The sequence below is a fragment of the Crenalkalicoccus roseus genome (genome assembly GCF_004761865.1).
Taxonomy (GTDB): domain Bacteria; phylum Pseudomonadota; class Alphaproteobacteria; order Acetobacterales; family Acetobacteraceae; genus Crenalkalicoccus; species Crenalkalicoccus roseus.
This window is the reverse complement of the sequence record NZ_SJDM01000001.1, coordinates 54,471-68,359: the sequence shown is the minus strand read 5'-3', so window position 1 is coordinate 68,359 and position 13,889 is coordinate 54,471. Positions and strand designations below refer to the sequence as shown.

Genomic DNA, 13,889 nt, shown 5'->3' with positions numbered 1-13,889 from the left:
GCCGCCCGCCCGGGGCGCGGGGCCGCGCCTCCGGCCGGTTCCCAGCCCCCCGCGATCTGCTCTAGGCTGGCCCGCGCGCATGCTGACCTTCCTCCTCCGCCGCCTCGCCGTGGCGATCCTCGTCGCGATGACGGTGCTGACGCTGAGCTTCATGCTCACGCGGCTCTCGGGCGATCTCGCCATCTCCATCGCCGGCCCCAACGCGACGCAGGAGGACGTGGCGCTGATCCGCGCCGCCTACGGCCTCGACCGGCCGCTGGTGGTGCAGTATCTCGACTGGGTCGGCCGCGCCGCGGTCGGCGATTTCGGCACCTCCTACTTCTTCCGCGAGCGCGTCGCCGACCTCATCGCGCAGCGCATGCCGATCACGCTGACGCTCGGCCTCGTCGGGCTCGGCATCGCGCTCCTGGTCTCGATCCCGCTCGGCATCCTGGCCGCGGTGCGGGAGGGAAGCTGGGTGGACCGCGGCGTGATGCTGGTGGCGCTGGTCGGCCAGGCCATGCCCTCCTTCTGGCTCGGCCTGCTGCTGATGATCCTGCTCGGCCTGCAGCTCGGCTGGCTGCCGATCTCGGGCACCGGCTCCTGGGAGCACTACGTGATGCCCGGGATCGTGCTCGCCTTCTCCGCCATCCCGGCGCTGATGCGCCTGACGCGCAGCGGCATGATCGAGGCGCTGTCCTCGGACTACATCCGCACCGCCCGCGCCAAGGGGCTCTCGCGCCTCTCCATCCTCGGCAAGCACGCGCTGCGCAACGCCGCGATCCCGGTGGTCTCGATCGCCGCGGTGCAGCTCGGCTTCATGCTCGGCGGCTCGATCGTGATCGAGACGGTGTTCGCGCTGCACGGCGTCGGCTACCTGGCCTGGGAGAGCATCAGCAAGAACGACTTCCCTGTGGTGCAGGCGGTGGTGCTGGTGCTGGCGCTGATCTACATCGGCCTCACCCTGCTCGCCGACCTGCTGAACGCCGCCCTCGACCCGAGGCTGCGCGCGTCGTGAGCGGTGCCGTCCTCGTCCCGGCCGGCGCCGCGGGCGGCGCGCCGCGCTGGCTGCGCTCCCTCGGCCTCGCGCTCGGCCTGCTGATCGTCGGGCTCGTCGCCTTCGCCGCGGTGTTCGGCCCCTCCCTGGTGCCGCACGACCCCTTCGCGCAGGACCTCGGCAACCGACTTGCCGTGCCGGTCTGGATGGAGGGGGGAAGCTGGACCCACCCCCTCGGCACCGACCAGCTCGGGCGCGACTACCTGGCGCGGCTGGTCTACGGGGCGCGCATCTCCATGGTGATCGGCCTCGCCACCGTCATCGCCTCGGGCCTGATCGGCACCACCCTCGGCGTGCTCGGCGGGTTCTTCGGCGGGCGGGTGGACGATGCGGTGCTGTTCGTCATCACCTGCCGCCTGTCCATCCCGGTGGTGCTGGTGGCGCTGGCCGTGGTCGGGCTGATGGGCAGCAGCTTCACCCTGGTGATCCTGGTGCTCGGCCTGCTGCTGTGGGACCGCTTCGCGGTGGTGGCGCGCTCCACCACCATGCAGGTGCGCAACCTCGACTACGTCGCCGCCGCCTGGTGCGCCGGCGCCTCCCGCGCCGCCATCCTGTGGCGGGAGGTGCTGCCGAACATCGCCACCCACCTCGCCGTGGTGGCGACGCTGGAGATGGCGCTGGCCATCCTGCTGGAGGCGGCGCTGTCCTTCCTCGGCCTCGGCGTGCCGCCGCCGCTGCCCTCCTGGGGGCTGATGATCGCGGAGGCCAAGGACTACATGTTCTTCTCCCCCTGGGTGATCATGATCCCCGGCATCGCCCTGTTCGTCCTCGTCTTCGGCATCAACCTGCTGGGCGACGGGCTGCGCGACATGCTCGGCACGCAGGACGCGCGATGAGCCTGCTGGAGGTCCGCGGCCTGCGCGTCACCTTCGGCGGCCGCACCGCCGCGGTGCGCGGCGCCTCGCTCTCGGTCGAGAAGGGCGAGACCCACTGCCTGGTGGGCGAGAGCGGCTGCGGCAAGTCGGTCACCGCGCTCGCCGTGATGAACCTGCTCGCCCGCGGCGCGCGGCGGGAGGCGGAGGCGCTCTCCTTCGCCGGCCAGGACCTCCGCCACCTCTCGGACCGGGAGATGTCGCGCCTGCGCGGCGACCGGATGGCGATGATCTTCCAGGAGCCGATGACCAGCCTCAACCCCGCCTACACCATCGGCTCGCAGATGACGGAGGTGCTGCGCCGCCACCGCGGCGCGCCGCGCGCCCGGGCGGCGGAGCGGGCGGCGGAGCTGCTGGCGCGCGTCGGCATCACCGCACCGGGGATGCGCCTCGGCCAGTATCCGCACCAGCTCTCGGGCGGGCTGCGCCAGCGGGTGATGATCGCCATGGCGCTGATGTGCGACCCCGAGCTTTTGGTGGCGGACGAGCCGACCACCGCGCTCGACGTCACCGTGCAGGCGCAGATCCTGCGGCTGCTGGCCGGGCTGCAGCGCGACCTGGGCCTCGGCATCCTGCTCATCACGCATGATCTCGGCATCGTCGCCCGCGTCGCCGACCGCGTCTCCGTGATGTATGCCGGCGAGGTGGTGGAGAGCGCGCCGACCGCGCAGCTCTTCGCCGCGCCCCGCCACCCCTACACGCGCGGCCTGCTGCGCTGCGTGCCGGTGCCGGGCAAGGTGCGGCGGGACGAGCCGCTCGGCAGCATCCCCGGCGTCGTGCCGCGCATCCCGCCCGGCTTCCGCGGCTGCGCCTTCCGCGACCGCTGCCCGCACGCCGCCCCCGCCTGCGCCGAGGCGGTGCCGCGCCAGGAGGCCGGGCCGGGGCACGAATTCCTCTGCACCCTGCCGCCCGACTGGGCGCTGCGGGAGCGGGCGGCATGACCGCCGCCATCGAGGTGCGCGGCCTGCGCCGCGTGTTCCGCGTGCGCCAGGGCCTGTTCGCGCCGCCGCGCCAGGTGGTGGCGGTGGACGGCGTCTCCTTCGCCGTGCCGGCGGGCAGCGTGCTCGGCGTGGTGGGGGAGAGCGGCTGCGGCAAGTCCACCCTCGCGCGCCTGATCCTCGGCCTGCTGCCGCCCACCGAGGGCGAGGTGCTGGTGGACGGCAGGCGCCTGTCCGAGATGGACCGCCGTGCCCGCGCGCGGCTGATCCAGCCGGTGTTCCAGGACCCCTTCGCCTCTCTCAATCCCAGGCGGCGGGTGAAGGACATCGTGGCGATGCCGCTCGTCGCCCAGGGCAGCGTGCCGGCCGCCGAGGCCGCGCGCCGCGTCGCCGAGATGCTGGAGCGCGTCGGGCTCAGCCAGGAGCAGGGGGAGCGCTTCCCGGCGCAGCTCTCGGGCGGGCAGCGCCAGCGCGTGGCGATCGCGCGCGCCCTGGTGCTGCGTCCGCGCATCGTGGTCTGCGACGAGCCGACCTCGGCGCTCGACGTCTCGGTGCAGGCGCAGATCCTGAACCTGCTGGCGGAACTCCGGCGCGACCTCGGCCTCACCTACCTCTTCATCAGCCACAACCTCGCGGTGGTGGAGCATGTGGCGAGCGAGGTGGCGGTGATGTATCTCGGCCGCATCGTGGAGCGAAACGAGTCCGAGGCGCTGTTCCGCGCCCCCGCCCACCCCTACACGCGCGCGCTGCTCGCCAGCGTGCTGACGCCCGAGCCCGGCCTCGGCGTGCCCGATGTCGGCCTCGGCGACACCCTGCCCGACCCGGCCAACATCCCGCCCGGCTGCCGCTTCCATCCGCGCTGCCCGCAGGCCTTCGGCCGCTGCCCGGCGGAGGCGCCCGCCGCCTGGCCCGCGGCGGGGGGCGGCTTCGCGGAGTGCCACCTGCTCGACCCCGCCGCGCCGGGCGCCGCCCCGCGCGAGGCGCTGCGGCAGGAGGCGTGAGCCCCCCGCCCGAGCCCGCCCTCAGCGCCAGCGCGCCAGGTAGAAGCGCGGCAGCTCGTCCCGCCAGGGCTGGAATTCGAGCTGGCGGGAGAAGGCGTAGGTGTTGACGTAGGTGTGCAGTGGCACCCAGTAGGCCTGCTCGGTGATCCGCCGGATCGCGGCGGAATAGGCGCGCCTGCGCACCTCCTCGTCGTTGCTCGACCCGCCCTCCTCGATCAGGCGCTTCACCTCCTCGTCGCGCGAATAGTCGTCGTTCCCGAAGGTGAAGTAGTTGGGCAGGATCGCCGAGACGTCGTTGACCGAGTAGCTGCCCCAGCTTCCCATGGACAGCGCCAGCTCGCCGCGCCAGGCGCGCTGGATCTGCGCCGCCACCTGCAGCAGGTTCAGCCGCGCGCGGATGCCGACCGCCTGCAGGTAGTTCTGCACCGCCTCCGACCACTGCCGCGGCTGCACGTAGCTGGTCAGCTCCACGTCGAAGCCGTTCGGGTAACCGGCCTCGGCCAGCAGCCGGCGCGCCTTGGCGGGGTCGTACTCGTAGCGCACCGCCGCCTCGGCGTCGCAGCCGAACTGGCTCGGGTAGCAGGGCGTGTCGGGCACGCGGGAGCCGCCGCCGACCAGCCGCTCGGCGATCGCCTGGCGGTCTATGGCGTGGAAGATCGCCTGCCGCACCTTCAGCTTCGTCATCGGGTTGTCGGCGCCGCTGCGCCCGGCGGCGTCCGGCAGCAGGTAGCCGACGCGCATGGATTCCTGGCGCACCGAGCGCAGCGTCGGCATCCGGTTCACGTTGTCGATCTGGTCCGGGTTCATGTTCCAGATCCAGTCCACCCGGCCGGAGAGCAGCTCGGTCAGCTCCGTCGCCGCGTCGGGGACGAAGCGCGCGGTCATGCGGCGGATCGCCGGGCGGCCCTTCGGCCCGCCCTCGTAGTAGCCGTCGAAGCGCTCGTACTCGACGATGGAGGCGGTATCCACGCGCGTGATGCGGTAGGGGCCGGTCGAGACCGGGGCGCGGGAGAAGCCCTCGGGCCCCACGCGCTCCCGGTACTGGCTCGGCCAGATCGGCGTGACCAGGGCGAGGTATTCGAGGGCCGCGGGCGTCGGCCGTTTCAGGTGCACGCGCACCCGGCGCTCTCCGGTCTTCTCCGCTTTCTCGATCCAGGCGTAGTTGCTCGGCGTCGCCACCCGGCTCTCGGGGCTCGAGACGGTGTTCAGCGTGTAGACCACGTCGTCCGGGCCGAACTCGCTGCCGTCGTGGAACTTCACGCCCCGCCGGGTCTCGAACTCCAGCGTCATGCCGTCCACCCAGCGCCATTCGGTCGCCAGGGCGGGGACGATGTCGAAGCTCTCCGGGTCGCGGTGCACCAGCCCGTCCATCGCCTGGTGGCCGAGGATCAGCCCGGTGCGCTGGCTGTTGTAGTAGGGGTCGATGTTCGGCACGGCGTCGCGGAACACCACGCGCAGCGTGTCCGCGTTGCGCTGCGCCGCGGCCCGCCGCGCCCCGCCGCCCAGCAGCGCCGGCAGGGCGAGCCCGCCCGCCGCCGCGATGCCCAGTCCGCGCCGCCCGATCGCCATGGTCCTGTCCTCCGTCCTCGGTGGCGGCACAGTGGAACAGGGAAAGGGGCGGCCGCAAGCGCGGCCCGCCTCAGCGCGCGAGCAGCCAGGCGATGAGCGGGAAGGAGGCCACCGCCATGACGGTGGAGAGCAGCACCGCCGCCGAGACCTCCTCCGTCCCCACCTCGTGGCGCTGCGCCAGGATGAAGGCGTTGCTGGCGATCGGCAGCGCCGCCAGCAGCGTGCCGGCGGCGACCCAGAGCGGGTCGAGGCCGAGCAGCCCGCCCAGCACCAGCCAGGCCAGCAGCGGATAGAGGCCGAGCTTCGCCACCGAGACCGCCGCCGCCAGCGCCAGCAGCCGCCGCCGGAAGCGCAGCCGTCCGAGCGTGCCGCCGAGCGCGAACAGCGCCGTCGGCCCTGCCGCGGCGCCGAGGAAGCCGAGGAAGCGGTCCGCCGGCTCCGGCAGCGCCGTGCCCGTCGCGCCGAGGGCGGCGCCGAGCAGGATCGCCAGGATCACCGGGTTCACGGCGAGCGCCCGCAGCGCCCGGCGCAGCGGCCCCTCCCCGGCGGCGCGGCGCGCCATCAGCAGGTCGCCCAGCAGCAGCACCACCGTCACCTCGGCCATGATCGCCATGGCGAGGGGGCCGGAGACGCGCTCCCCCATCAGCGAGAGCAGCAGCGGCGGACCGAGATAGCCGACATTGCCGAAGGCCGCCGCCACGCCGAGTCCGGCGGCGGCGGGGCGGCCGCGCCCCGCGGGCAGCGCCGCCGCCATGACCGCGAAGAACACGAGGAGGCAGGCGCCGAGATAGCCCGCGAAGAAGCGGGGATCGAAGATCTCGCCGAGCGGCTGCGCGGCGATCAGCCGCAGCAGCAGCGCCGGCAGGGCGAAGAGGAAGGCGAAGGCCCCGACCGCCTCCACCATCACCGGCGGCACCAGCCGCGCGCGCGTGGCCAGCCAGCCGAGCCCGATGACCGCGAAGATCGGCAGGCACAGGGAAAGGACGGCCGCCACGGCGGGACGATAGGGCGGATTGCGCCGGCGCGGAACGACCGGCGCCGCATGGGTGCCCGGCACCGGCCACGCACCGCCCCCGCGCGGGGGCGCGGCGCCGGCGCCCGATCCGCGGAGGCGGCAGCGCCGGAGCGGTGAATCGGCCGCCCAACGCGATCACCCGATCCGCGGAGGCGGCAGCGCCGGAGCGGTGAACCGCCGCCCAACGCGATCGCCCGATCCGCGGAGGCGGCAGCGCCGGGGCGGTGACAGGTCGCCCGGCCAAGGCCCGAAGCATGATCCCGCGGCGGGGATCATGCCGCAGGCCCCCGCGGCGCCGCTCCCCGCCGGCCGCGGGTCAGCGCGTCGCGCGGTCGATGTCGCGGCCGAGGCGCTGGGCGGGGCCGCGGGGCGGGTCCACGGTGTCGCGCACCTGCTCGGCGGCGCGGTCTATGGAGCGCCCGGCGCGCTCGGCGGGGCCGGGCTGCTGGCAGGCGGCGAGGCCGAACACCAGGAGGGCGGGAAGCAGGAAGCGGATGGCGGACATGCGAACCTCAGAACAGTTACGACGGGCGCCTAAGCGCATGAGGCTCCCCCGGGTTCACCCCACGGCTTCGGGAGCGGGGCCGGCGCGTTGACAGGCGGAGGCGGCTGCCCATCCATGCGCTGCCCCTGCCGCGCCGAGGTGCCGCGCCCGTGACCGCCTCCCCGCCCGATTTCCCGCCGCTCAGGACCGAGCGGCTGGCGCTGCGCCCGCTGCGCGCCGAGGACGCGGCCGCGCTGCACCGCCTGGTGAACGACTGGGAGGTGGCGAAGACCCTCGCCCGCGTGCCCTTCCCCTATCCGCGCGAACTCGCCGGCGAGTGGATCGCCTCGACCTGGGCGCGGATCGCGGCCGGGGAGGCCTGGCACCTCGCCATCGTCGGCGAGGAGCGGGGGGAGGAGGTGCTGATCGGCTGCGTCGGCCTCACCCTCCTCCGCGCCCGGGAGGGCGGGGCGCGGGAGGCGGAGCTCGGCTACTGGGTGGGCCGGCGCTACTGGGGGCATGGCGTGGCGCCGGAGGCGGCGGGCCGCCTCGCCCGCTGGGGCCTCGCCAACCTCCCGATCGAGCGCATCCGCGCCAGCGTGCTGCAGGACAACCACCGCTCCGCCGCCGTGCTGCGCCGCCTCGGCTTCCGCGAGGCGGGGGAGGGGGTGCAGGAATACCTCTCCCGCGGCGGGCCGATGCCGGTGCGCCTCTTCCTCGGCGGGCGGGAGGAGCTGACCGGCACCCCCCCGCCGCCGGCGGAGGCGCCGGCGGGGGCGGGGCCGCCGGTGCTGCTGGTCGCCGCCTGCGCCCTGGTGGATGCCGAGGGGCGGGTGCTGCTGGCCCGCCGGCCGGAGGGCAAGCCGCTGGCGGGCCTGTGGGAGTTCCCCGGCGGCAAGGTGCAGCCGGGCGAGACGCCGGAGGCGGCGCTGATCCGCGAGCTGAAGGAGGAGCTCGACATCGACGTGTCGGAAAGCTGCCTCGCCCCCTTCACCTTCGCCTCGCACCGGCACGAGGCCTTCCACCTGCTGATGCCGCTCTACCTCTGCCGCCGCTGGGGCGGGACGGTACGCGCGGTGGAGGGCCAAGCGCTCGCCTGGGTGCGGCCGCAGCGGCTCGCCGACTACCCGATGCCGCCGGCCGACCGGCCGCTGGTGGCGATGCTGCGGGATTTCCTCTGATCCGGCCCGCCCCGGCGGCGTTGCGCGCCAGTGCCAGGGTGGTTGGGAGGGCCGCATGGCGGACGAACCGGAGAGGGGGGCGAGGCGGCGCCAGCCCCTGCGCGAATTCCTGGCCGAGGTGTTCAGCGACCACACCCAGACGGCCGCGGCCGCCCTGGCCTTCCACGCCATGTTCGGCGTCCTGCCCGCGCTCGCCGCCGCGGCGGCGCTCTGGGGCATGGTCGCCGACCTCGAGGCGCTGCGCGGACCGGTGGAGGAGGGGGCGGAGCGGCTGCTCGCCGACGACGACGCGGTGGCGCTGCTGGTGGAGTTCGTCACCGCCGTGCCCCAGGGCTTCGGCCTCGGCGTCGGCCTCGCGCTGAACCTCGCCGTGGTGCTGTGGGCGGCGCAGCGCGCGGCGAGCGGGCTGCTGACCGCCCTCAACATCGTCTATGACGAGGCGGAGCGGCGGAGCTGGCTGTGGCGCGAGGCGGTGGCCGTTGCGATCGCGCTCGCCGCGCTGGCGCTGCTGATCCTCTCCCTGGCGCTGATCGCGCTGCCGCCGCTGCTCGCCGGCCGCGTCGGCGGGGGGCTGGCGGAGGCGGTGGGCTTCCTGCGCTGGCCGGCCCTGATCCTGCTCTTCGCGCTCGGCATCGGCGCGCTCTACACCTACGCGCCGAGCCGCAGGCGGCCGCAGCGCCTCTGGGCCTCCTGGGGCACGCTGGCGGCGACGCTGCTCTGGCTCCTCGCCTCCGCCGGGCTGTCGCTCTACGTCTCCCACGCGCGCGGCTTCGGGGTGTTCTACGGCTCCCTCGGCGGCGCGGTGGTGCTGATGCTGTGGTTCTACCTCACCGCCCTCGCGGTGCTGGCGGGGGCGGAGGTGAACGCCCTCCGCCAGGAGCGCGCGCTGGGGCGGGAGGACCCGATGAAGCGCGCGCTGCGCGCCCGCGAGGAGGCGGCGGAGGAGGAGCGGCAGGGCTGAGGCTGGCCGCGCCCCGCCCGCGCGCTATCCTTGCCGGCGAGGGCGGCGGGCGGGGCACGGCACCGCCCGCCCGCGAGGAGGCCGCATGAGCGCGAACCCGACCGCCTGCCTGCTGATCATCGGCAACGAGATCCTCTCGGGCCGCACCCAGGACGCCAACCTCGCCTATCTGGCGCGGCGCCTCGGCGAGATCGGCATCCCGCTGCGCGAGGCGCGGGTGATCCCGGACGTGCGGGAGGTGATCGTCGCCACCCTCAACGAGGTGCGGGCCCGCTACGACCACGTCTTCACCACCGGCGGCATCGGCCCCACCCATGACGACATCACCAGCGAGTGCGTCGCCGAGGCCTTCGGCGTGCCCTGGGAACCGCACCCGGAGGCGTGGGAGAGGCTGCAGCGCCACTACGCCTCCATGACCCCGCCGGGCGACTTCAATGCGGCGCGGCAGCGCATGGCGACCATGCCGCGCGGCGCCCGGCTGATCGCCAACGTCATCTCCATCGCACCCGGCTTCACCATCGGCAACGTGCACGTGCTGGCCGGGGTGCCGCGCATCTGCCAGGCGATGTTCGAGGCGCTGGCGCCCGAGCTGAAGGGCGGCGCCCCCGTCCATGCGCGCAGCGTGCACGCGCACGGCCTGGCCGAGGGGCGCATCGCCGAGGGCCTCGCGCACATCCAGGCGCGGTATCCGCAGACCGAGATCGGCAGCTACCCCTTCTACCGCGCCCAGGGCAACGGCGTGGTGCTGGTCGCCAAGGGCACCGACGCGGCGGCGGTGGAGGAGGCGGCGCGCGACATCGCCATCTTCATCCGCGCCTGCGGGCACATGCCGGTCGAGGGCGAGCCGGAATAGGCAGGGCACGGACAGCGCCCCCGCCGCGCGCCCGGCATCGCGGGTCCGGGGCGTTGATGCGAACCTCCTCCCCGGCCGGGAAGACATGCCGCCCCCTAGGAACGGAAAGGGAACCGGCGCGCCGCCGCCCCGACGGCCAGGCCGTGCGATTCCAGATCCCTGGCCCGAGTCGCGCGAACGAATCGCCAACCGGCGCGGGCCGCCCTGCGCCCGCCGGCGTCCCGGGGCGGAGCGGCCACGATCCGCAAGGCCCGAGGTCAGAAGTCGCTGACGCGACCCTTGCGCTCCCAGTCGCCGTAGCGGGTCGGCTCCGGCCCGGCGGGGCCGCCGATCTCCCGTGGCGCCATCCGCACCGGCGGCGCGGAAGGCGGGTCGCCCACCGGCGGCGCGTCGGGCTCGTCAGGGCTCGGGGCGCCCGGGCCGGGCGGGTCCTCGATCGGCGCGTCGGGCTCGTCGGGGCCGGGAGGCGCCGGCGGGGAGGGCGGCACGGGGGGCGGGGGGTCGTTGGGCGAGATCGGCACCTGGCCTGCCATCACGCCGGCGGGATCGGGAAGGGCGGCCGCGTCGGCCCCTTGTCTGCTCTGGGTCATGCCGCTCATCTGGGGATGCGGCGGGGCGTCCCGCCAGCCCCGCGCAGGCGGCGAGGAGGAGGTTCGGCGAGCGATGTCAGGCTATTTCCGCACCGCGCTGCTGCTGGCGGTGCTCACCGCGCTGTTCGTCGGCATCGGCTATGCCATCGGCGGCGAGCAGGGCATGGTGATCGCCTTCCTGCTCGCCTGCGGCACCAACCTCTGGGCGTGGTGGAACAGCGACCGGGTGGTGCTGTCCATGCACAACGCCGAGCCGATCGCGCCCGAGCGGGCGCCCCGGCTCTACCAGATGGTGCAGACCCTGGCCTCCCGCGCCGGGCTGCCCATGCCCGCCCTCTACGTGATCCACGAGGCGCAGCCCAACGCCTTCGCCACCGGCCGCAGCCCGGAGAAGGGCGCGGTCGCGCTCAACACCGGCCTGCTCGACCTGATGACCGAGGAGGAGGTGGCCGGCGTGGTGGCGCACGAGCTCGCCCACATCAAAAACCGCGACACGCTGATCATGACCATCACCGCGACGCTTGCGGGCGCGATCGGCATGCTGGCGCAGTTCGGCTTTTTGTTCGGCGGGCGCGGTACGGACGGGCGGCAGAACCCGTTCGGCCCGATCGGGCTGATCCTGCTGCTGATCGTGGGGCCGCTGGCGGCGATGCTGGTGCAGATGGCGATCAGCCGCTCCCGCGAATACGAGGCGGACCGGCTGGGGGCGGAGATCTGCGGCGACCCGCGCTGGCTCGCCTCCGCGCTGCAGAAGCTCGAGCACTACAAGCGCGGCATCGTGAATGAGACGGCGGAGGCCAACCCGGCCACGGCGCACCTGTTCATCGTCAACCCGCTCTCCGGCTTCCGGCTGGACAGCCTGTTCGCCACCCACCCCCCGACCGAGGAGCGGATCCGCCGCCTGATGGCGCTGGCCCCGCCTGCCGCGCCGCCCCGCGCCGCCATGCCCCGCGGCGGCGCGCGCAACCCCTGGGCGTAGAAGCGGATCGCGGAGGGCGGAAACGCCGGAAGCACGACGCTTTCGCTCCGCAGGCGACGGGCCGGGACCGTTGCCGCGGGCGCGGCCGGGCGGAACCGGCTCCCGCCGGCGGACCTCACTCGAAGGCCACCCAGGGCCGGGGCGGCGGCGCCGCCGCATCCCGCCGCGCCGCCTGCACCATCGCGTCCAGCGCCGAGAGGAAGCGCGCGCGGTCCGCCCGCGTCAGCGGCGCCGGGCCGCCGGTGGCGGCGCCGGCCTCGCGCAGCGCCCGCGCCACCTCCCGCCCCGCCAGCGCGCCGCCGATGTTGTCCGGGGTCCAGGGCCGGCCGCGCGGGGAGAGGGCGCGGGCGCCCTTCTCCAGGCAGCGGGCGGCGAGCGGGATGTCGGCGGTGACGCAGACATCGCCGCGGCCGATCCGCGCCGCGATCCAGTCGTCGGCCGCGTCCGCGCCCTCGGCCACGACCACCAGGCGCACCTTCGGCAGGCCGGGCGGGCGGGCGGAACGGGCGCCGTTGCTGACCACCACCACCGGCACGTCGAGGCGGGTGGCGACGCGGAACACCTCCTCGCGCACCGGGCAGGCATCGCCGTCCACGTGGATGGTGGTCATCTGCGCAGCCTCTGCCCGGCCAGCAGCCCTGTCACCCCCGGCGTCAGCCCCATCGCCTGCCGGGCGAAGGCGCGCTTGAGCCCCGGCAGCCGGTCCACCGCGGCGATGCCGAGGCGGCGCGCCCAGCGCACCGGCGCGATGTCGTTGCCGAACAGCCGCTCCAGCGCATGCATGCCGGAGAGCATCAGCAGCGTGTCGCCGCGCCGCCGCGCCTGGTAGCGCGCCAGCACCTCCGGCGCGCCGGGATCGCCGCCGCCGTTCCAGGCGGCGATCACCTCCTCGGCCAGCGCCGCGACGTCGCGGAAGCCGAGGTTGAGCCCCTGGCCGGCGATCGGGTGCACGCCGTGCGCCGCATCGCCCACCAGCGCGAGGCGGGTGTCCCACCAGCGCGAGACGTGAAGCGCCGAGAGCGGGTAGGACCAGCGCCGCCCGATCGGGCGGATCTCCCCCAGATGCTCGCCGAGGCGCCGGCGCAGCTCGCGCCCGAAGGCGACGTCGGGGAGCGCCAGCATGCGCTGCGCGATCTCGGTCCGGTCCGCCCAGACGAAGGCGGAGGCGTGTGGCAGGGTGGCGGTGCCGAAGCCCCCTGGCCCGGAGAGCGGAAGCTGGGCGAAGGGCCCGTTCGGCAGGAACTGCTCCAGCGCCACGTTGCGGTGCGGGCGCTCATGGGCGAAGGCGCCGACCATGCCGATCTGGCGATAGTCGAGGGTGGCGGCGCGGATGCCGGCCTGGCGGCGCAGCGGGCTGTTGCGCCCCTCGGCGGCGACCACCAGGCGGGCGCGGATCTCCTCCCCGGTGGAGAGGCGCACCACCGCCCCCTCGGCGCGCCGCTCGGCCTCGGCGCGGGCGGGGGCGAAGACGGCGAGGTTCGCCATCCGCGGCAGACGGGCGTTCAGCGCCACGCGGAGCGCGCGCGCCTCGACCATGTAGCCGAAGGGCTCCTCCGAGACCTCCGCCGCCCGCCAGTGGAGATGCAGGCGGGAGGCGGGCTCGCCCGGGCGGCCGTCGGCGACGCGGATCTCCAGGATCGGGCAGGGGGGCGCGGGCAGGTGCTCCCACACCCCGGCGGCGTCGAGCAGGCGCTTGGAGGTGAGGGCGATGGCATAGGCGCGGCCGTCGAATTCCGGCAGCTCCATGGGCGGCAGGGGGGCGCTGTCCACCACCGCGACCGGCAGGTCCGCGGCGGCGAGGGTGGCGGCGAGGGTGGCGCCGACCGGCCCGGCGCCGACGATGCAGGCGGCGACCTCGAGGGTTCTCGTCATCCGCGCTGCATGCCAGGGGCGGCGGTGCTGGTCCACAGGCGGTGGCGGCGCGATCCATATGCCTACTTTCTAGGCAATGCCTATTTTTAAGGCGAATCTATGCGGCTGCCAGCACGAACCTTCCTGCAGACCGATTGTGGCACGGGATTCGCAAAGACCCTCCCGGACACGAGAGGATCGGGGGTCCGATGAAGCTGGTGATGGCGTTCATCAAGCCCTTCAAGCTCGACGAGGTGCGCGAGGCGCTCACCCCGCTCGGCGTGCAGGGGCTGACGGTGACCGAGGTGAAGGGCTTCGGCCGCCAGAAGGGACAGACCGAGATCTACCGGGGCGCGGAATACCAGGTGAGCTTCCTGCCCAAGGTGAAGATCGAGGTGGTGGTGCCCGCGGAACTCGTGGACGGGGTGGTGGAGGCCATCGCCCGCGCCGCGCGCACCGAGAAGATCGGCGACGGCAAGATCTTCGTGCTGGACGTGGAGCGCGCCCTGCGCATCCGCACCGGCGAGACCGACCGGGCCGCGCTGTGAGCGCGCCCTCA

General features: G+C 74.6%; 15 protein-coding genes. 9 read left to right on the top strand and 6 right to left on the bottom strand.

Annotated elements, in window-relative coordinates; all coding sequences use genetic code 11:
- Positions 1–79 precede the first annotated feature (79 nt).
- Genes ET526_RS00300 through ET526_RS00285 form a run of 4 tightly spaced genes read left to right on the top strand, consistent with a single transcriptional unit; the run spans position 80 to position 3,847 of the window.
- A complete protein-coding gene (locus ET526_RS00300; RefSeq protein ID WP_135465658.1) occupies positions 80–997 on the top strand; it encodes an ABC transporter permease in 918 nt (305 codons plus the stop codon).
- On the top strand, positions 994–1,872 hold the full coding sequence (locus tag ET526_RS00295) for an ABC transporter permease (protein WP_135465657.1): 879 nt from the start codon (positions 994–996) through the stop codon (positions 1,870–1,872). The genes ET526_RS00300 and ET526_RS00295 overlap by 4 nt, the downstream gene beginning before the upstream one ends.
- Positions 1,869–2,849, top strand: a complete 981-nt coding sequence (locus tag ET526_RS00290; RefSeq protein ID WP_135465656.1) for an ABC transporter ATP-binding protein — start codon at positions 1,869–1,871, stop codon at positions 2,847–2,849. The genes ET526_RS00295 and ET526_RS00290 overlap by 4 nt, the downstream gene beginning before the upstream one ends.
- Complete coding sequence (locus ET526_RS00285; protein ID WP_135465655.1) at positions 2,846–3,847, top strand: ABC transporter ATP-binding protein; 1,002 nt, start codon at positions 2,846–2,848, stop codon at positions 3,845–3,847. Before ET526_RS00290 ends, ET526_RS00285 begins: the two co-directional genes overlap by 4 nt.
- Positions 3,848–3,868: 21 nt before the next feature.
- On the opposite strand, the gene ET526_RS00280 is transcribed toward ET526_RS00285, so the two are convergent.
- The 3 genes from ET526_RS00280 to ET526_RS21160 form a co-directional block, all read right to left on the bottom strand.
- Positions 3,869–5,416, bottom strand: coding sequence for an ABC transporter substrate-binding protein (locus tag ET526_RS00280; RefSeq protein WP_135465654.1), 1,548 nt, complete (start codon positions 5,414–5,416; stop codon positions 3,869–3,871).
- 70 nt (positions 5,417–5,486) lie between these two features.
- Positions 5,487–6,473 carry an AEC family transporter gene (locus ET526_RS00275; RefSeq protein ID WP_135465653.1) on the bottom strand — a complete coding sequence of 329 codons (987 nt, stop codon included), beginning with the start codon at positions 6,471–6,473 and terminating at the stop codon, positions 5,487–5,489.
- Positions 6,474–6,747: 274 nt separating this feature from the next.
- Complete coding sequence (locus ET526_RS21160) at positions 6,748–6,936, bottom strand: hypothetical protein (RefSeq protein ID WP_158295441.1); 189 nt, start codon at positions 6,934–6,936, stop codon at positions 6,748–6,750.
- 149 nt (positions 6,937–7,085) lie between these two features.
- Here ET526_RS21160 and ET526_RS00265 point away from each other — a divergent pair, with 149 nt between their 5' ends.
- The 3 genes from ET526_RS00265 (at position 7,086) to ET526_RS00255 (ending at position 9,910) form a co-directional block, all read left to right on the top strand.
- Positions 7,086–8,096: a bifunctional GNAT family N-acetyltransferase/(deoxy)nucleoside triphosphate pyrophosphohydrolase gene (locus ET526_RS00265; protein WP_135465652.1), complete on the top strand. Its 1,011-nt coding sequence runs from the start codon at positions 7,086–7,088 to the stop codon at positions 8,094–8,096.
- 55 nt (positions 8,097–8,151) lie between these two features.
- Complete coding sequence (locus tag ET526_RS00260) at positions 8,152–9,057, top strand: YihY/virulence factor BrkB family protein (protein ID WP_135465651.1); 906 nt, start codon at positions 8,152–8,154, stop codon at positions 9,055–9,057.
- Between the two features lie 85 nt (positions 9,058–9,142).
- Complete coding sequence (locus ET526_RS00255) at positions 9,143–9,910, top strand: competence/damage-inducible protein A (RefSeq protein ID WP_135465650.1); 768 nt, start codon at positions 9,143–9,145, stop codon at positions 9,908–9,910.
- Positions 9,911–10,167: 257 nt separating this feature from the next.
- Here the strand turns inward: ET526_RS00255 and ET526_RS22580 are convergent, their stop codons facing one another.
- Positions 10,168–10,500, bottom strand: coding sequence for a succinate dehydrogenase assembly factor 4 (locus ET526_RS22580; RefSeq protein ID WP_408869749.1), 333 nt, complete (start codon positions 10,498–10,500; stop codon positions 10,168–10,170).
- Positions 10,501–10,573: 73 nt separating this feature from the next.
- Here ET526_RS22580 and htpX point away from each other — a divergent pair, with 73 nt between their 5' ends.
- Entirely contained in the window at positions 10,574–11,479 is a 906-nt protein-coding gene (htpX, locus tag ET526_RS00245; protein ID WP_135465649.1) for a zinc metalloprotease HtpX, read from the top strand.
- Between the two features lie 115 nt (positions 11,480–11,594).
- On the opposite strand, the gene ET526_RS00240 is transcribed toward htpX, so the two are convergent.
- A complete protein-coding gene (locus ET526_RS00240; RefSeq protein ID WP_135465648.1) occupies positions 11,595–12,089 on the bottom strand; it encodes a YaiI/YqxD family protein in 495 nt (164 codons plus the stop codon).
- A complete protein-coding gene (locus tag ET526_RS00235; RefSeq protein ID WP_135465647.1) occupies positions 12,086–13,351 on the bottom strand; it encodes an FAD-dependent monooxygenase in 1,266 nt (421 codons plus the stop codon). Before ET526_RS00235 ends, ET526_RS00240 begins: the two co-directional genes overlap by 4 nt.
- A 188-nt stretch (positions 13,352–13,539) precedes the next feature.
- Between ET526_RS00235 and ET526_RS00230 the strand changes: the two genes are divergently transcribed.
- Positions 13,540–13,878, top strand: a complete 339-nt coding sequence (locus tag ET526_RS00230; protein ID WP_135465646.1) for a P-II family nitrogen regulator — start codon at positions 13,540–13,542, stop codon at positions 13,876–13,878.
- Positions 13,879–13,889: the final 11 nt, after the last annotated feature.